Below are 18,696 nucleotides of genomic sequence, written 5' to 3'. Positions count from 1 at the left end.
GGTGTTCGGCGGATTAACCTCAGGCGGTGGCGAGCGGCTTTTTCTGGGTCACGACCCGGCCACCCTCCATGCGCACCAGTTGATCGGCGATGTCGAAATAACGGTCGTCGTGGGAGATCACGATGATGGTCTTGCCCAGGCTTTTCAGCTCGGGCAGCAGTTCGGTGTAGAAGATCCGGCGGAACACCGGGTCCTGATCCGCCGCCCATTCGTCGAACACCAGCACCGGGCGTTCCTCCAGCCAGGCATTGATCAAGGCCAGGCGCTTGCGTTGTCCGGTGGACAGGTCGGTGGTGCTGAACACGCCGTCCTGGATACTCACCTTGTGAGCAATCTCCAGACGCTCGAGGTAGCGGCTGGTGTCCGCCGGCACTTGCTGATCGCCTTGCACCAGTTCGTCGAACAGGTAGTAGTCGGCAAAAATGGTGGTGAACAGTTGGCGGTAGTCGTCACGGGCCTTGGCGTCGACCACCTGGCCATTGAGCAGCACTTCGCCGCGCTGCGGGGCGTAGAGGCCCAGCAACAGTTTGATCAGGGTGGTTTTGCCACCGCCGTTTTCACCGACGATGAACACGATGTCGCCCTGGGCGATGTTCAGGTTGACCGGGCCCAGTTCGAACGCAGCGCTGCCTTTGATCGGCGGGAACGCGTAGTGGACATTGTGCATTTGCAATTGCTGCACGGCGGTTTTGCTCGCAGGTGCAGATTCGCGCAGCAACAGGTGCGGTTCCGGTGAGGAGAACTGTTCCGCCAGTTCGGCAATGCGCTTGAAGGCGATGTTGGCGCGGCTGACTACCGGCAGGGTGGTGACCAGGTATTCCAGCGGGCCTTTCATGTACAGCAACACCAGCACGAAACCGCTGAGCACCGCCTTGTCGGTGCCCAGCCAGAACGATTGCAGGGCCAGGGCCAGGCCGATCACCACGAAGAACAGCATCGAGCCGAAGGTCTTGGCGACGACAAAGGTGTTGATCGAGCGAATGTGGGTGTTGCAGATCGAGTCCGCCGTGCCTTCGATGCGCTGGCTGAACATGCGCTGGCGGCGCGGGCGGTGAATCCGCAGTTCCTTGGCGCCGGCGGCGATGGCGCTGTAGTGCTTCTGCAATTCGTCCTCGGCCTCTCGGGCCTGTTCGAAGCCTTTGATGCCACGGGCACGGGCGATGTACTGAACCACGGTGCCGATCACGATCGCCACCAGCAACAGGGCGAACATGGGCAGCGACAGGTACGCCAGATACCCCAGACAACCCAGCGTGACCGTGAAGGCGATGGCCAGCGGTGCGAAGGAAAAGGCGAAATCACTGACCGTATCGACATCGTGGGTCAGCACCGGAATCAGGCGATGGCTGCGAAACCGCTCGATCTGTTCGATAGGGGCCAGCAGCACTTTCTCGCCCAGGGCTTTGCGCAGGCCGGCAATGATGTGCTGGCCGACGTGGTTGGTGCCGATGTCCGACAGGATCGAGCACAGCAGGGCGGCGACGCAGAGCCCGGCGAAGGTGAGCAGCACGTCCGTCGACGGCGTGGTCGCACCGTTCAAGGCTTTGTTGATGGTCGCCAACAGGGCGGTAACGCTGACTCCGCCGAGCATGCCGAGGAGGATCGACACCACCACGACGAGCCGGTAAGGCTTGAGCAGGCCGAGGACTTCACTGATGGCTCCGCGGGATTTTGTGGTCATGGAGGTTTCCGCTTCTAGTGCCCGCAAGGGCAACGTTTCAAGGATTGGGCTGGTTAAAAGACGAAACCCGCGGGCAGCGATTTAGCCACCCACGGGTTTATCGAGGACTCAGGCGACGAGCGAGAGGGCTCTGCCCGGGCTGTTACAGATCCCGCGCCACGCGAAAACCGATCCAGTCGCCACGCGTGTCGCTGTAGGTCGCGTTGCGGTTGCCGGAGCGGGAAAACACTGGCGCTTCACCCCAGTCGTTGCCACGGATACGGCGGACCTTGCAGTTGCCGGTCGTGATGGCGCTGCCGTCGCTCGGAGCGCCGACGTAGTCTTCGTTGTAGCAGTCGGCCGTCCATTCGTAGATGTTGCCGTGCATGTCATAGACGCCAAAGGCGTTGGCTGGGAAGCTGCCGGCCGGGGCGGTGAAGTTGTAGCCGTCAGCGGCGCCGTAGGTATTGGCATGTTTGGCGATGCTGTATTCCTTGCCCTCGTCGAAGGGGAACGGGAACGGCCCGGTGCTGCCGGCGCGTGCTGCGTATTCACGCAGGGATTCACTGACCAGGCGGTAGCTCTTGCCGGTTTTCTTCGACAGCCACGCCACATAGTCGTTGGCTTCGTTGAAGTCCATGCACACCGCTGGATGGCGGTCGGTGTACTGCTTCTTCGGGTCGCTGCCCTGGTAGTCCGGGATCCCGGCCTTGCACGCACGGCCGGGGCGTTTGTCGCCGTCCGGCATCTTGTAACCGGTGTCGCTGAGGTAAGCGTCCCATTGCCCCTTGAGCACCTGGAAGCGACTGATGGCCAGCGGTTTGTCGAAGGTCACGGGGTGCATCGGGTCTTCGTCCGGCTCACGACCGACTTCGTCATCCGGGGTGCCCATGGTGAACGTGCCGGTGGGCAGGACGACCATTTCCGGGCAGTCCTTGCAGTCCTTGAACACGGTCCCCGGTTTGCTCGGTTCGGCGGCCTGTGCCAGACCCGGCATCAGACTGGCGAGCAGTGCGGCGAGGGACAGCGCGGGGAGCGACTTCAAGGAAAAACTACGCAGCTCACTGTTCATCGGTTCTCTCGTAAACAGGTGGAAAGGAATTCGTGGCGTCGGGTGCCTACAACTGGGTCACCAGCAGTTTCATGAAGCGGTCGATCTGACCTTCGTCGTTGAGCAGGCCCGGCGCGCTACGCACCACCGGCCCGACATCCCGCTCCACGGCATCGGCGACCACCCGGTTTTGCATCAGGAACGCGGCGATCTTGTCGCAGTCCTTGCCCTTGACCCGGAAGAAGGTGAAACCGGCGGACAGCTGCGGGCTCAGAGGCGTGACGAGTTCGATCTGCGGGTGTTCCAGCAGGCGTTTTTTCAGGTAACTGTTGAGGGCGTGAATGCGCGCCTCGACTTCGGCCTTGCCCAGCTGCAAGTGCAGCTTGAAAGCTTCGTCCAGCGCCCAGCGGTGCTCGAAGGAGTGGTAGCCGCCGGGCGTCATGGTGGTGGAAAACGCCGTAGCCTCGGAGAAGGTCGGGGTGATCGGCGTGACGTATTTCACCTCTTCAAAACGACTGCAAACGATGCCGGTGCCCCGTGGGCCGAACATCCATTTGTGGGTGCCGGCAACGAAGAAGTCGCAGTTCATTTCCGGGAAATTCAGATTGTCCACGCCGAAGCCGTGCACGCCGTCCACCACATAAATGATCCGGTCGGCATCGCTGCGCCCGCGGTTGTGTTTGTCGACGATGGCGCCGATCTCGCCGATGGGCAGTTTCATGCCGCTGCCCGAATGCACCCAGCACATGCCCAGCACCCGGGTTTCGGGGCGGATGCTGCTGTCGATGGCGGTGAGAATCTCGGCTTTGGTCGCCGTGTGCGGATCCTTGAACAGGCGGATCTTGCGCACTTGGGTGCCTTCACGTTCCTTGCGCAGGGCGAGGATTGTGTGGGTGGCGTAGTGCTCGTGAGCAGTGGTGAGGATTTCCTGATCGGGGCGCACATGCACGCCGCCGTAGATCATGGTCAGGCCTTCGGTGGTGCTGCCGGTCAGGGCAATCTGCTTCGGGTTGGCCTGCAGGTAACGGCCGGCCCAGACCCGCACGTTTTCTTCGCGCTCTTCGATCACGCCCAGGTCCCAGTCCATGGCCAGGCCAGGGTTTTTGTCGAGGGCGGCGCGATGCCGTTCGATGGCTTCGCGCACCGGTCTGGGGTGGGTGGTGATCAGGAAGTTGGAGAAGTGCAGGTACGCCGGGTCCTGGTCGAACAACTGGCGCAATTGCGTCCATTTGTCTCCGGACGCAACCGGGGCGGGCGTAGCTTCGGCGATCGCTGGCAGGCTGGCGCCCAGCGGCAATGCGGCAGCCAGCACCCCGGCCTGTTTCAGAAACTCGCGACGATTGCTCATGGCTTGGTCGCTTCCTTTGCAGTGGCCAGGGCCGGTTTTGCGGCTTTTTCGACCTGATCCCAGACCCGCAGGAAGTTGCCGCCCCACAGCTTGGCGATGTCCGCTTCGGAGTAGCCGCGCGACAGCAGCTCGGCGGTGACGTTGCGGATCTCGCCGACGTTTTCAAAGCCTTTTACGCCGCCACCTTCATTGAAGTCGGAGCTGATGCCGACGTGGTCGATGCCGATCTTGCGCACCGCGTATTCGATGGCGTCGCCCAGGTCTTTCAGGCTGGCTTTCGGTTCGTCTTCGAGGATCGCGTAGAGGCGGCTGGCGTACAGGCCGAACTTCTGCTCGGACCAGGCGGAGATGATCGGATCGCCCGGCATCAGGGCCATGGCCAGGTTCGGCAGGGGCGGCAGGTCGAACTCCTTGCGCAGTTCGTTGAGCCGGTCCTGGGTGGTCTGGGTCAGGGGGCGCAGGTATTGCGAGAACGCCACGATCTGCACCACGCCGCCGCTGTTCTTGATCAGTTGCATTTCCTTGTCGCTGAGGTTGCGCGGGATATCCACCATGGCCCGTGGTGCCGAATGCGAAGCCACCAGCGGTGTGCGGCTCAGTTGCGCAACCTGCTCAAGCGCTTTGGTCGACATCTGCGACACGTCGATGATCACGCCCAGGTCGTTCAGGCGTTTGACCGCTTGCTTGCCCAGGTCCGACAGGCCATCGAGGGCGTCCGGCGAATCATTGAGGAACGGCAGCGGGCGCGACGAATCGGCCCAGTCGTTGTTGCCGATGTAGCTGAAGCCGAACATGCGCATGCCGCGTGCGGTCCACAGGTCCAGCAGGTTCAGGTCGTGCCCCAGCGGGTAGGCGTTGAGCATGCTGATGAAGATGGCGAACTTGCCTTCGCCGTGCAGGCGTCGCATGTCGTCAGGGGTATAGGCGATAGCGACCTGGTTGGGGAAGTCGCGCACCATGCCAGAGATGATTTTGTAGCGGATTTCCTGCTGGTTGCGCGCTTCGTCGATGAACCCGGCGGTGGGTTTGTGCGGCGCGTCGGGGCCGTTCCACATTTCCGGCCAGCCGAAGATTGTCAGCGCCGCGCCGGAGAGCTGGCCACGGTTGACCTTGGCCAGGTCGAACTGGCCCTTGCCGTCCTTGTCCGCCTCGTTTCCGTCGGTGCCGAAGTTCTGCATCAGACTGATGTGGCTGTCGAAGGACAGCATGCGCTCGTGCAGTTCGGCGGCCTGTTTGACGACTTTGACCGGATAGCCCAGATCATCCTTGAACCAGTGTTCCCAGACGGCGAAGCCGGCGCCGGCGGTGATCGCCAGAGCCAGTGGCAGGCCGATGAAAAGAGCCTTTTTCGAACGTGGTTTTGTCATTGCCAATCTCAGTCAGGTTCGCCATCAAAGTGCAGGCGCAGGGGCCTTTGCTATCTGGGAAGAACGACTGGCAGCCGTGGAAATTTAGTGCGGCGGGAGAGGGGGTAAACGTGCGTCGTGACGGGCGCTTAAATTTGCCATGGCAACAAACGTTCTAGCTTGGATAAAGCCTGCTTCATGGCTGACACAGGTAGGGCAATGAAGATTTCTCGACGATGGTTCATGGCAGGCCTGGCGCTGACCGGCGCTGCTGTGCCGGCGGCTTATTTTGGGCATCGTGAATGGACGAAGCCGGATCCGACGATCACCCCGGGCGAAGCGTCTTTCGACGTCGCCGACGTGGCCGGACAGCGCCTGGCGAACGCCTTGCGCGGAATCTGGGATATCCGTTTCGAAGGACGTGACGCGGGCCTCGAAGGGCTGCCGGCGAACGGCCTGCAGGTGTTTCTCGACATTGGCCAGAAGGGCCGCGGTGTCTGCGGATTTCTCGACACGCCGGCGCGCCTGCGCTCCGACGAAACACCTCGTTACCGAATTCTTGGCGATCTTGCCGGCGCCGACGCTGCGAAACTGAGCTGGCGTCTGATCAGTGCCGATGGCCGGATCGACTATGAACTGGAAATGATCCTCGACGAGGTCTGGGCCGACTTCGGCAATGCCGGCAGCGGCACCCTCAGCGGCAAGGCCTTGCGTCTGGATCGGCCATTGGCCTTGCCGGCGCAGGACAACGGCTTCGTTGCGGTCAAGCGGCTGTTTCCCGAAGCCCGCGAGCGCACGCCGCTGAACCCGACGTTGCTGGCCTGGCTGATCTCGCCCGAGCATCGTCTGTTCCATCAGCTGTGGCATGCGACCCGGGACAAGTGGCACACCTTGCCCGAGGACAAGCGTGAAGCCCTGCGCGGCATCGGCTGGCAGCCGGGGCCGCGGGACAAGGAGCGCGATGCCCGTGGGCCTCGCAAGGATCGCAATGGCTCGGGTGTCGATTTTTTCTTCATGCACCGGCACATGCTGCGCACCGCGAGATCGATGCAGGATCTGCCGTCCTGGGAGTACTTTCCGTTGCCGCAGCCGGAGCTGATCCGCGACCGCGCCGGCTTCGCCCGTTACTTCGACAACCATGACGGCACGGCATTGCCACCGACCTGGCTGGCCGACGGTGACAACGAATACAGCCAGTGGGTCAGCGACATCAAGACTGCCGAAACCTATGAAAGTAATTTCCAGGTCTGGGAGTCGCAGTACCGCGATCCGGCGTATCTGGCCAAACTCACCCTGGGCCAGTTCGGTTCCGAGGTGGAGCTCGGCCTGCACGACTGGTTGCACATGCGCTGGGCTTCGGTGCCGCGTGATCCGTCCAACGGTCAGCCGGTGCCGTTCGCCCGTGATCCGGCGGATTTCGCGCAGCGCTGGTTTGGCCCGGAGAATGATTTTCTCGGCGATCCGTTCTCTTCCCACGTCAACCCGGCGTTCTGGCATTTCCATGGCTGGATCGATGACCGGATCGAAGACTGGTTCCGCGCTCACGAGCGTTTCCATCCGGGCGAAGTCTCGCGTCTGGTGGTCAATGGCGTGCCGTGGTTTGCCCCCGGCCGTTGGGTGGAAGTCGATGATCCGTGGCTGGGGCCGGTGACTCATGGTTGCAGCACCACGCCAGGCCTGCAGGTCGGCAAGACCGTGGAAATGGACCCGGAAACCATGAAGCTGGCGCTGCGCATCACCTTCCTCAACGACGAGAAAAAACTCGCCGCGCTGTTCCGCCGCGTGCCGCAACGGCCGTGGTATGCGCGCAACCTGAAAGCCAAGGCATAAAAAAAGGATCGCAGTCTGTGTCAGGCTGCGATCCTTTCCCGTTTGTTCGAATCAGTGTTTCAGCGAATCTCCCAACTGCCTCCCAGCGCCTTGTACAGCGCGATGCTCGCTTGCATCCGCGACAGGCGCAGTTGCACGTTCTGATCCTGCGCCGCATACAGCGTGCGCTGGGTTTCCAGGACTGTCAGCAAGTCTTCGGCGCCGGCCTGGTAGCGGCTCTGGGCGATGTTGAAAGCGGTCTGTGCCTGATTCAGCTCTTCGGTTTGCCACTGCCGTTGCTCATCGAGGCCGCGAATGCTGTTGAGGGCTTTTTCCACGTCGGCAAAACCGTTGATGATCGCACCGCGATAGGTCTGCAGCAGCTCGTCCTGCCGGGCCGTGGCCTTGTCGCGCTCGGCGCCGAGGCGGCCGTTGTTGAAGATCGGGGCGATGAGGCCGCCGGTCAGGTTATAGAACGGGCTGCGCAGCACGTCGCCGATCTGGTTGGCGCCCGAGCCGAGGTTGGCGGTCAGGGTCAGCTTGGGAAACATCGCCGCACGGGCCACGGTTACATCGGCCTGGGCTGCCGCCAACTGTGCTTCGGCGCGGGCGATGTCCGGCCGACGGGTCAGTAGATCGCTCGGTACGCCGGCGGCAATCTCCGGCCATTGCATCTGCTCGAACGATTCGACACTGGCTGGTAATTGCTGCACGGGACGGCCGAGCAGGGCGGCGAGGCTGATCCGCGCGTCTTCGGCCTGTTGCTGCACGGTGGGTAGCTGCCGTTGTTGCGCCGCCACCAGGCTTTTTTGCTGGGCCAGTTCCAGCGCGGTCGCGGAGCCGGCATTGAAGCGGGTCTGCACCAGTTGCAGGACGTTTTGCGCGTTGGCCAGATTGAGTTCGGCGATGCGGCTCTGTTCGCGCAACGACAGGACTTGCGCGTAACTGTTGGCCACGCCGCTGAGCAAGGTCAGTTCCACCGTGGCCCGGTCGAATTCGCTGGCCTGCAAGCTGAACCGGGCGCTATCCCGGGAGGCCCGGTTACCGCCCCAGAAATCGATTTCGTAACTGGCACTCAGGCCGGCGTCGAAGTAATCCACGGCTTTGTTGCTGCTGCTCGCATCGAGCTGGCTGTAGCCGTTGCCACGCAACAGTTTCTGTCGATTGGCGTTGGCTGTGGCTTGCACCTCGGGCAGTTGCGAACCGCCGGCGATGACGGTGTCCGCGCGGGCCTGGCGCACCCGGGCAATGGCGGCGGCCAGATCGTAGCTGCCGACCTGGGCCTGTTCGATCAGTTGATTGAGTTGCGGACTGGAGAACCGGGTCCACCAGCGCGCTTCGTCGCGCGCGCGGTTGTCGAGGTGAGGCGATTGCCAGGTCGCGGGCGGCTGCACGCCGCTGTCCGGACGCTGGACGGGACTGCCGCAGGCGCTGAGTAACAGGCACACGGTCAACAGGCTGAGGCGCGATTTCATAGGTCGATCATTCACTGGTAAGGGCCGTCACCGGGTCGAGTCGGGCGGCTTTGCGGGCCGGCATGAAGCCGAAGACAACACCGGTCACAAGGGCGCAGCCAAAGGCACCGAGCACCGCCATCAAGGAAAACGCCACGGCGACCTCGCTGAGGATCAGCACGCCGCCGACGATCAGTGCCAGGGCGATGCCGGCAATACCGCCGACCACCGAGAGCGTCACCGCTTCAGTGAGGAACTGGCGCAGGATGTCGCGCTGGCGGGCGCCGGTGGCCATGCGGATGCCGATCTCGCGGGTGCGTTCGCGTACCGTCATCAGCATGATGTTCATCACGCCGATGCCGCCGACCAATAGCGAAATCGCGGCAATCGAACCGAGCATCAGCGACAAAGTGTTCTGCGTGCGAGCCTCGGCCTGAATCATCGCGGCGTTGTTGGTCAGCTCGAAATCTTTCTTGCCGTTGTGCAGGCGCAGCATCAGTTGTTCGATAGCGTGCTCGGCTTCCTTCACCTTGCGCGCATCGGCAGCGGCGATGGCCACGTATTCCGGATTGCGCGTACCGAACAGCCGGACGCTGGCGGCGGAGTAGGGCACGGCAATGCGATTGTCGCTGTCGGAGTCGCCGGAACTGGCGCCTTTTTCCGCCAGCACGCCGACCACCTGGAACGGCACGTTCTCGATCAGGATGTATTGGCCGATGGGGTTGGCGACATCCTTGAGCAACCGCGTGCGCACCTTGTGCCCGATCACCGCGACGGCCGCCGCACTCTGCTCGTCCGCCTCGGTGAAGTAGCTGCCCTGTACCACCGGCCAGTTGAAGATCGCCGGGAAGTTGGTGTCGTTGCCGCCCACGTAGCTCAGGTAGTCGGCGTTGCCGAACCGCACGCCGGCCTCGGAACCGTTGACCGGCATGATCCGCATGACCTGCGGCAGGCTGGCCAGCGCGGCGACGTCGTCGAGGGTGACGATGCCGGGCGGGGTGCGCGGGTTGGGCGCCGAGCCGCTGAGGTAAATGATGTTCGAGCCGAACGCGCCCATCTGCGCCATGACCTGACGCTTGCTGCCTTCGCCGACCGCGAGCATCACCACCACCGACGCCACGCCGATGATGATCCCGAGCAGGGTCAGCGCCGTGCGAAAACGGTTGATCCACATCACCCGCCAGGCAGCATGCAGGGCGTCCACCAGTTCGCCTTTCCAGGCTCCGGTGGCCTCGGCACCTTCGCTCAGACGTTTGCGCAGATCCACGGCCTGTAGTGCGCCGGGGTTGGCCGTGGTCTGGGCTTCGGGGTTGTCCCGGGCACTGTCGCTGATGATCAGGCCGTCACGGATCTCGATAATGCGCTTGGCCCGTGCCGCCACTTCGCGATCATGGGTGATGAGAATCACCACGTGGCCTTGGCTCGCCAGTTCGTCGAGCAGCGCCATGACCTCCTTGCCGCTGTGACTGTCGAGGGCGCCAGTGGGTTCGTCGGCAAGAATGATGTGTCCGCCGTTCATCAGCGCCCGGGCAATCGATACCCGTTGCTGTTGGCCGCCGGAGAGTTGGTGCGGACGGTTGCCGGTGCGCGAGGCAAGGCCCAGGCGGTCGAGCAGGGCAGCGGCCCGGGCATGGCGCTCGGCGGCCGGTGTGCCGGCGTAGATCGCCGGCATCTCGACGTTTTCCTGAGCCGAACCGGACGGGATCAGGTGGTAGCCCTGGAACACGAAACCAAAGGCTTCGCGACGCAGCCAGGCCAGCTCGTCGGTGTCCAGGCCCGCGACGTTTTCACCGGCGAAGCGGTATTCGCCGGTGGTCGGGCGGTCGAGGCAGCCAAGGATATTCATCAGCGTCGACTTGCCGGAGCCGGAGGCGCCGACGATCGCCACGAACTCGCCGGCGTGAATCGACAGGTCGATACCGCGCAGGACGTGAACTTCAGGCGCGTCGCCGCCACCGTAGGACTTGCGGATGTCCTGCAGGTCGATCAGAGGCGTTTGCATTCAGCCTCCGTTGCTATCGGCCGGGCCGATCAACAAATGGTCACCTTCATTCAGGCCTTCGAGGATCTGCACTTTCAGGCGATCACTGATGCCGGTGCGTACTTCGCGGGTCTGTACGTCGCCATTGGCAGCGATGACCTGCGCGGTCTGCACATTGGCCACGGCGCTGCCTTGCAGGGCGGCCACCGGTGCCGTCAGGACATTTTTTGCCTGGTTGGCGACGAAGAATACTTGCGTGGTCATTTCTGCCATCAAGGCGTTGTCGGCGTTATCCACGTCGAGCAGCACGGTGTACAACACCACCCGGGCACTCCCGCTTTTGCTCGAGCTGGCAGGGCTGCCGCCGCCCTGGCTGGTCTGGTCCAGCGGTTTGGGCGGCACTGGCAGGATCTGCCGCACGGTGCTGCTCCAGCGCCGGTTGCCGCCGCTGAGGGTGGTGAAGTAGGCGGTCATGCCTGGTTTGACATGACCAATGTCAGCCTCGGACACCTCGGCCCACACCGTCATCGGTGACAGCTTGGCGATACGCAGAATCAGCGGCGTCTGCTGCTGGGCATTGAGGGTCTGGCCTTCACGCGCGTCGAGAGCGACCACGGTGCCGGTCATCGGGGCGTAAATGCGGGTGTAGCCGAGTTCGGCCTGATCGCTGCGCAGGCTGGCCTCGGCCTGACGGATCTGCGCCTGGTACATGTCGATCCGCGCCTGGGTGGCTTTCAGTTCGGCGCGGGCGGTCTGCACGTCTTCTTCGCGGGTCGCGCCGCCGGCGGCGAGATTCTGCTGGCGTTGGTATTTCTGTTGCGCCAGTTCGTGCTGGGCTTTTTGTTCCTGCAATTGCGCCTTGAGGTTTTCGATGGAGTAGCGCCCGGCGTCGAGTTTGGCCTTCTGCGTGGAAGGGTCGATCTCCACCAGCAACTGGCCTTCCTTGACCACGTCGCCGACTTCGACGTGGATTTTCTGGATCTGCCCGGATGCCTGTGCGCCAACATCCACATAGCGGCGCGGTTGCAGGGTGCCCAGAGCCGTGACGCTGCTCTCGATATCGCCACGGCCGACCTGAACGGTGGCGAACTTGTCACGACCGGGTGGCAGAACCTGCCAGGCAGCAACGGCAATCACGGGGATCAGACAAAGAGCAGCGAGCAGGGCGCGTCGGGCGGGACGTGGACGTTTCATGCAGGGTTCCGGCCAGTGTGAGTCGGCCCGTCGTCCGTCGGGCACCGCAAGCGGGACACGACCTGACGCTGTCGCGGGGCGCGACAGACACGGGGAGCTGATGGTTAAACGAGGAGTGAGGCGGGGAATTTAAGCGATGAAAAGCGCGGTATCAGGTATAGACACGAACAATTTGTCGGGCAAACCGAAACAGCGCTTTAAATCTATATGAGAATTACTATAAATTACGCACCTGAATTTGCCACTATCCTGCCATTGTCTTTTTCGACAGTCGCGGATCTGGCTCAAGGATCGAAACCGCACGCTGCGGCGGGGAATCATGTTGGAAAACTACTATCGCGAGTTGGTGTGTTTCCTGAACGCCAGACTCGGCAACCGTCAGGTGGCCGAAGATGTGGTGCATGACGCTTATCTGCGGGTGCTGGAGCGATCCAGCGAAACGCCGATCGAGCAGCCTCGCGCATTTCTTTATCGCACCGCCCTGAACCTGGTGATCGACGACCATCGGCGCAATGCCCTGCGTCAGGCCGAGTCGCTGGAAGTGCTCGACAGCGAAGAGCGCTACTTCACTCCATCTCCCCATAACACCTTCGATCACGGCCAGCGACTGGAGATGCTCCAGCGTGCCCTCGCTGAACTCTCGCCGCTGTGTCGCGAAAGTTTTCTGCTGCGCAAGATCGAAGGTCTGTCGCACCCCGAGATTGCCGAACACCTCGGGATTTCCAAGGCTCTGGTGGAAAAACACATCGTCAACGCGATGAAACATTGCCGCCTGCGCATCAAACAATGGGATGCCCATTGAGCCGTCGTCGTTAAATTTTATTTCACTGTCCTCGTTCCTACTCAACAGACGATCTGCTGTCCTGCTCAAGGCCGGTCAGGTCACTCAGGCTTTTCGTCCAGAGGACACTGGAAATGACACAGGCAATTGCATCGCCCATCGTTCACGACCTGATCGGCGTCGGTTTCGGCCCTTCGAACCTGGCGCTGGCCATCGCTCTGCAAGAGCGCGGCCCGACCCAGGGGGAACTGGATGTTCTGTTTCTCGACAAACAACCCAACTACAGCTGGCACGGCAACACCCTGTCGACCCAGAGCGAGTTGCAGATTTCCTTCCTCAAGGATCTGGTGACCCTACGCAATCCGACCAGCCCGTACTCGTTCGTCAACTACCTCAAGCACCACGGTCGCCTGGTCGACTTCATCAACCTCGGCACGTTTTATCCATGCCGCATGGAGTACAACGACTACCTGCGCTGGGTCGCCGCGCAATTCACCGAGCAGAGCCGTTACGGTGAAGAAGTGCTGGCCATCGAACCGGTGCTGCACAACCACCAGGTCGAAGCCCTGCGGGTGATTTCCCGTGATACCGAAGGCCAGCAATTCGTGCGCACTGCGCGTTCGGTGGTGGTCAGCGCCGGCGGCACGCCACGCATTCCCGAGGCCTTCAAGGCGTTGAAGGGTGATGGTCGGGTGTTCCATCACTCGCAATACCTGGCCGAGATGGCCAAACAACCGTGCATCAACAACCAGCCGATGAGCATCGCAATCATCGGTGGCGGCCAGAGCGCGGCGGAAGCTTTCATCGACTTGAACGACTCGTTCCCGTCGGTGCAGGTCGACATGATCCTGCGTGGCTCGGCCCTGAAGCCGGCGGACGACAGCCCGTTCGTCAACGAAGTGTTCTCGCCGGAATTCACCGACCTGATCTTCCAGCAGAAGAGCAGCGAGCGTGAGCGTCTGGTCAACGAGTATCACAACACCAACTACTCGGTGGTCGACATCGACCTGATCGAGCGCATCTACGGCATCTTCTATCGCCAGAAGGTTTCCGGTGTCGCACGCCATGCGTTCCGCACCCTGACCACTGTCGAGAAAGCCACTGCCACCGAACGCGGTATCGAACTGACCGTGCGCAACAACGCCACCGGCGAAGTCACCGTGCGTGCCTACGACGCGGTCGTGCTGGCCACCGGTTACGAGCGTCAGATGCACCGCAAATTGCTGGCGCCGCTGGAGGAGTACCTGGGCGACTTCGAGGTCGATCGCAACTACAAACTGATCACCGACGAGCGCTGCAAGGCCGGTCTGTACATGCAGGGCTTCTGCCAGGCCAGCCATGGTCTGAGCGATACGCTGCTGTCGATCCTGCCGATCCGCGCGGACGAGATTGCCGGCTCGCTGTATGAGCATGGCAAGAACCGTGGGCACAGCCGTTCGGTGATGGATCTGTTGTTGGCGACTGCCAGCTAAGATCTTCAGCGCTTTGATCGTTCCCACGCTCTGCGTGGGAATGCAGCCGGGGACGCTCTGCGTCCCATTGGAACGCGGAGCGTCCCTTGAGACATTCCCACGCGGAGCGTGGGAACGATCTCGGCGATCTCTGGGGCAATCCTGAACCCTTCCTGAACACCCGCCACATTCCCCGACACACTTCCTTTTGCGGGTTTACTCTCCGGATATCGGGGCGTAAGCTTCGCGCGTTTTCATCAATAGCGGAGACCCACAGTGGGTACTTGTTCGAGTGACAGTTGTCGGCCGGTCCTTGTAACCGGCAGATTCTCGGCAAGATAACGCGCATTCCTTTGTGCCGTTGTCTCGCCGAACAGCGAGCAGCGGCATCCCGATCATGACCGGTCCCGGTCATGTCCCGACGTCCTTCTCATCGACACTGAAAAGCCTGTGATTTCGACATTATTGTCGCTACCGCATGCCTATCGACACGCCTGTCTTTTCTGACCGGCGCGCCACGCCTTGCCGTACCGGTTTTGCGGTGCCCAGGACGAGGACGTACCTGCTCGACGGTTTCCCGGCTGACCATAGGGGCAACAGCCATGAAACTTACGCTCAAGGAATTTTTCGCAGGCTTCCTGCGGACCCGTCACATCGCCCGGCACTTCCGTCGCCTGGCCTTGCTGGAAACCCTCAGCGACACCACGGTCAGCCGTGAAGTGCCGCCGACTCTCGCCAATACACTGGTGGACGCCGCCCATTGCGACAGCGGCGTGCTGCTGTCGAACCTCGGCACCCACACCGACGGCCTCACCGATTTCGAAGTCGATGTGCTGCGTGCGCAGCATGGCCTCAACGAAGTCGAACACGAGCAACCGCTGCCGTGGTGGACCCACCTGTGGCACTGCTACAAAAACCCGTTCAACCTGCTGCTGACCCTGCTGGCGGTGATCTCGTGGCTGACCGAAGACCTCAAGGCCGCCATCGTGATTTTCTCGATGGTGGTGCTGTCGACGCTGCTGCGCTTCTGGCAGGAAAGCAAATCCAACCAGGCCGCCGATGCGCTCAAAGCGATGGTCAGCAACACCGCCACCGTGTTGCGTCGGGATGCGCCGCGTGCTGAACTGCCGATCAAGCAACTGGTGCCCGGCGATCTGATCGTGCTCTCGGCCGGCGACATGATTCCTGCCGATTGCCGGGTGCTCAGCGCCAAGGATCTGTTTGTCAGCCAGGCGGCGATGACCGGTGAATCGATGCCGGTGGAGAAATTCCCGCGTCAGGCCGACCGTGACACGCGCAACCCGCTGGAGCTGGACAACATCCTGTTCATGGGCACCAACGTGGTGTCCGGCACGGCGGTGGCGGTGATTCTCACCACCGGCAACAGCACCTATTTCGGTGCGCTGGCACAGCGGGTCGGGGCGACTGATCGTGCGGTGACGTCGTTCCAGCAAGGCGTGAACAAAGTCAGCTGGCTGTTGATCCGCTTCATGTTCGTCATGGCGCCGCTGGTGTTGTTCATCAACGGTTTCACCAAGGGCGACTGGACCGAAGCACTGTTGTTCGCGCTGTCGATCGCCGTGGGCCTGACCCCGGAAATGCTGCCGATGATTGTCACCTCGACCCTGGCCAAGGGTGCGGTGTTCCTGTCGCGCAAGAAAGTCATCGTCAAACGCCTGGATGCGATCCAGAACTTCGGCGCCATGGACGTGCTGTGCACCGACAAGACCGGCACTTTGACTCAGGACAAGATCTTCCTGGCGCGTAACGTCGATGTCTGGGGCGAAGATTCTGACGACGTGCTGGAAATGGCCTACCTCAACAGCTACTACCAGACCGGCCTGAAAAACCTGCTCGACGTGGCGGTGCTGGAACACGTGGAAATCCACCGTGAGCTGAAGGTCGGCACGGCGTTTCGCAAGGTCGACGAGATCCCGTTCGACTTCAATCGCCGGCGCATGTCGGTGGTGGTAGAAGGGCGCGGTCAGCCACATCAACTGATCTGCAAAGGCGCGGTGGAGGAGGTTCTGGCGGTGTGCAGCCGGGTTCGTCACGGTGAAGTCGACGAAGCCTTGAGCGATGAATTGCTGGCGAAAATCCGTCAGGTCACAGCAGCATTCAACGCTGAAGGCTTGCGCGTGGTAGCGGTGGCGGCACGGTCAATGCCTGAAGGTCGCGACACTTACAGCCTGGGCGACGAGCAGGAACTGACGCTGATCGGTTACGTGGCGTTCCTCGATCCACCGAAGGAAAGCACTGCGCCAGCGCTCAAGGCCCTGGCCGAACACGGCGTGGCGGTGAAGGTGCTGACTGGCGACAACGAGCTGGTGACCGCCAAGATCTGCCGCGAAGTGGGCCTGGCCCAGCAAGGCCTGCTGATGGGCAACGATATCGAGCGCATGAGCGATGCTGAACTGGCCGTGGCGGCGGAAACCACCAACGTGTTCGCCAAGCTCACGCCGTCGCACAAGGAACGCATCGTGCGCATCCTCAAGGGCAACGGCCACGTGGTCGGGTTCATGGGCGACGGCATCAACGACGCACCGGCGCTGCGCACCGCAGACATCGGGATTTCCGTGGACAGCGCGGTGGACATCGCCAAGGAAGCGGCCGACATCATCCTGCTGGAAAAGAGCCTGATGGTGCTGGAGGAGGGCGTGCTGGAAGGACGCCGGACCTTCGCCAACATGCTCAAGTACATCAAGATGACCGCCAGCTCGAACTTCGGCAACGTGTTCTCGGTGCTGGTGGCCAGTGCGTTCATTCCGTTCCTGCCGATGCTGCCGATGCACCTGCTGGTGCAGAACCTGCTCTATGACATTTCGCAGATCGCGATCCCGTTCGACAACGTCGACGACGAGATGCTGAAACAGCCACAACGCTGGCAGCCAGGGGACGTCGGGCGCTTCATGCTGTTCTTCGGCCCGATCAGTTCGATCTTCGACATCACAACGTTCGCCTTGATGTGGTACGTGTTCGATGCCAACACCCCGGATCACCAGACCCTGTTCCAGTCCGGCTGGTTCGTGGTGGGGCTGCTGACCCAGACGCTGATCGTGCACATGATCCGCACGCCGAAGATTCCGTTCCTGCAAAGCCGCGCGGCCATGCCGCTGCTGGTGATGACCGCAATCATCATGGCCGTGGGCATCTTCCTGCCGATGGGGCCGCTGGCGCACTACTTCAAATTGCAGGCGCTGCCATCGATGTACTTCGTGTTCCTGCCGGTGATCCTGCTGGCGTACATGGCGCTGACCCAGGCCGTGAAAGGTTTCTACCTCCGCCGGTTCGGCTGGCAGTAACAGGCAAGATTCCCCCCTTGTGGGAGCAAGGGGGGCGGTTTCAAGGAATTCGACATGCAAGCGATCAACAATCTCAACCTCACCTCATTGCTCGACACGCTGGTCAGCCTCAGCGCGGCGTTCATCCTCGGCGGTCTGATCGGCTTCGAGCGCCAGTACCGGCAACGCACGGCGGGTTTGCGCACCAATGTGCTGGTGGCGGTCGGCGCGGCGATTTTCGTCGACATGGCCAACCGTCTCGCCGGTGCCGAAGGCGCGGTGCGGGTGGTCGCGTATGTGGTCTCCGGCATCGGTTTTCTCGGTGCCGGGGTGATCATGCGCGAAGAGGGCAACGTGCGCGGTCTCAACACCGCCGCCACGCTCTGGACCTCGGCGGCCGTTGGTGCCTGCGCCGGTGCCGACCTGCTGGCCGAAGCAGTGCTGGGGACCTTGTTCGTGCTCGCCGCCAATACCTTGCTGCGGCCGATCGTCAACAACATCAACCGTCAGCCGCTCGATGTGGTCTCGGCGGAAGTCACCAACATCGTCTACGTCATCGCCCGGCGTTCGCAGCAGACCGCCGTGTTCGCGTTGCTTGAAGCCGAGCTCGAACGCAGCAACTACCCGGCCAGCGATGTCGATGTACATGCCTTCGGTGCTGATGAAATCGAGATCGAGGCAACGCTGGCGACCACCTCGGTGGACGGTGATGAACTGGATGCACTGGTGGCGCGCATATCGACCTCGGCGCTGGTAGTGCAGGCGTTCTGGAGTCCGAGCACCACGGAGTAACTTTTTTATTCCGGATGAGTGACGGTATTTTTCGGAAAAGTCCTACAGAGTGTATCCCGATGGTTGGGTAGTCTTGCCGCCACTTGAGGCGACTACCCGGACTTCCACATTGAACGACAAGACCCTGCGAATCCTGATCGCCGATTTGCAGCATTTTCACCGGATGAAGATCGAGCGGATGTTCAATGGTCTCGATTACTACCGTATTGCACCGGTACAAAGCCTTGCCGAGTTGCTGACGCTGGTCGATTACGGCTGTCAGCCGTTCGATGTTCTGGTGATCAATGCCGAACTGGCGACCGGGATCGCGGATCTGCGCGGTTTTCTGTTTGATCATCCGCAAATCCGGCAGGCGCTGGTCTATGGTGAGCCGGCGAATGCATCAAGTGTTTCCGGGCTTTTTGGGGCAAAGCTCATCACCAGCCCGGAAGCATTGCCTTCAATCTGCGCAATCGAACAGTTGATGACCTCGGTCGAGGCTTCGCTTGAGCGTGCATCGCGTGTTCGATCACAGATCGGTCAATCGCACAACTGTCAGATCTGACAGG

Annotated in this window: 13 protein-coding genes; 6 read left to right on the top strand and 7 right to left on the bottom strand. The window is 61.9% G+C overall.

What is annotated here, in order from left to right:
- Positions 1–19 precede the first annotated feature (19 nt).
- From CAF63_RS26605 to pvdM, 4 genes are all read right to left on the bottom strand, one after another.
- Entirely contained in the window at positions 20–1,681 is a 1,662-nt protein-coding gene (locus CAF63_RS26605; RefSeq protein WP_085690371.1) for a cyclic peptide export ABC transporter, read from the bottom strand.
- A 142-nt stretch (positions 1,682–1,823) separates the two neighbouring features.
- Positions 1,824–2,732, bottom strand: a complete 909-nt coding sequence (locus CAF63_RS26600) for a formylglycine-generating enzyme family protein (protein ID WP_085690372.1) — start codon at positions 2,730–2,732, stop codon at positions 1,824–1,826.
- Between the two features lie 46 nt (positions 2,733–2,778).
- The gene (locus CAF63_RS26595; protein ID WP_085690373.1) at positions 2,779–4,059 is read right to left on the bottom strand and encodes an aminotransferase class V-fold PLP-dependent enzyme; all 1,281 of its coding nucleotides are present in this window, start codon (positions 4,057–4,059) and stop codon (positions 2,779–2,781) included.
- Positions 4,056–5,426, bottom strand: a complete 1,371-nt coding sequence (gene pvdM, locus CAF63_RS26590; RefSeq protein WP_085690374.1) for a pyoverdine-tailoring dipeptidase-like protein PvdM — start codon at positions 5,424–5,426, stop codon at positions 4,056–4,058. The genes CAF63_RS26595 and pvdM overlap by 4 nt, the downstream gene beginning before the upstream one ends.
- Before the next feature lie 198 nt (positions 5,427–5,624).
- Between pvdM and CAF63_RS26585 the strand changes: the two genes are divergently transcribed.
- A complete protein-coding gene (locus CAF63_RS26585) occupies positions 5,625–7,235 on the top strand; it encodes a PvdJ/PvdD/PvdP-like protein (protein WP_085690375.1) in 1,611 nt (536 codons plus the stop codon).
- A 59-nt stretch (positions 7,236–7,294) separates the two neighbouring features.
- Here the strand turns inward: CAF63_RS26585 and CAF63_RS26580 are convergent, their stop codons facing one another.
- From CAF63_RS26580 to CAF63_RS26570, 3 genes are read right to left on the bottom strand one after another with little or no spacing between them, the layout of a single operon-like run.
- Positions 7,295–8,689, bottom strand: a complete 1,395-nt coding sequence (locus tag CAF63_RS26580) for an efflux transporter outer membrane subunit (protein WP_085690376.1) — start codon at positions 8,687–8,689, stop codon at positions 7,295–7,297.
- Between the two features lie 7 nt (positions 8,690–8,696).
- A complete protein-coding gene (locus CAF63_RS26575; RefSeq protein WP_085690377.1) occupies positions 8,697–10,670 on the bottom strand; it encodes a MacB family efflux pump subunit in 1,974 nt (657 codons plus the stop codon).
- Positions 10,671–11,843, bottom strand: a complete 1,173-nt coding sequence (locus CAF63_RS26570; protein ID WP_085690378.1) for an efflux RND transporter periplasmic adaptor subunit — start codon at positions 11,841–11,843, stop codon at positions 10,671–10,673.
- Between the two features lie 319 nt (positions 11,844–12,162).
- Here CAF63_RS26570 and CAF63_RS26565 point away from each other — a divergent pair, with 319 nt between their 5' ends.
- The 5 genes from CAF63_RS26565 to CAF63_RS26545 all read left to right on the top strand — a co-directional run bounded on the left by CAF63_RS26565 (position 12,163) and on the right by CAF63_RS26545 (position 18,692).
- Complete coding sequence (locus tag CAF63_RS26565; RefSeq protein ID WP_085690379.1) at positions 12,163–12,645, top strand: sigma-70 family RNA polymerase sigma factor; 483 nt, start codon at positions 12,163–12,165, stop codon at positions 12,643–12,645.
- A gap of 113 nt (positions 12,646–12,758) precedes the next feature.
- Positions 12,759–14,096 (top strand): lysine N(6)-hydroxylase/L-ornithine N(5)-oxygenase family protein, encoded by a 1,338-nt coding sequence (locus tag CAF63_RS26560; RefSeq protein ID WP_085690380.1) that lies wholly within the window; start codon positions 12,759–12,761, stop codon positions 14,094–14,096.
- Between the two features lie 581 nt (positions 14,097–14,677).
- A complete protein-coding gene (gene mgtA / locus CAF63_RS26555) occupies positions 14,678–17,377 on the top strand; it encodes a magnesium-translocating P-type ATPase (RefSeq protein WP_085690381.1) in 2,700 nt (899 codons plus the stop codon).
- Between the two features lie 54 nt (positions 17,378–17,431).
- Positions 17,432–18,148 carry an MgtC/SapB family protein gene (locus tag CAF63_RS26550; RefSeq protein ID WP_085690382.1) on the top strand — a complete coding sequence of 239 codons (717 nt, stop codon included), beginning with the start codon at positions 17,432–17,434 and terminating at the stop codon, positions 18,146–18,148.
- 109 nt (positions 18,149–18,257) lie between these two features.
- Positions 18,258–18,692: a chemotaxis protein CheY gene (locus CAF63_RS26545; RefSeq protein WP_085690383.1), complete on the top strand. Its 435-nt coding sequence runs from the start codon at positions 18,258–18,260 to the stop codon at positions 18,690–18,692.
- Positions 18,693–18,696: the final 4 nt, after the last annotated feature.

The organism is Pseudomonas sp. B20(2017) (assembly GCF_002113125.1).
Taxonomy (GTDB): Bacteria; Pseudomonadota; Gammaproteobacteria; order Pseudomonadales; family Pseudomonadaceae; genus Aquipseudomonas.
Note: the sequence above shows the minus strand (reverse complement) of the source record. Positions and strands in the feature narration are given on the sequence as shown.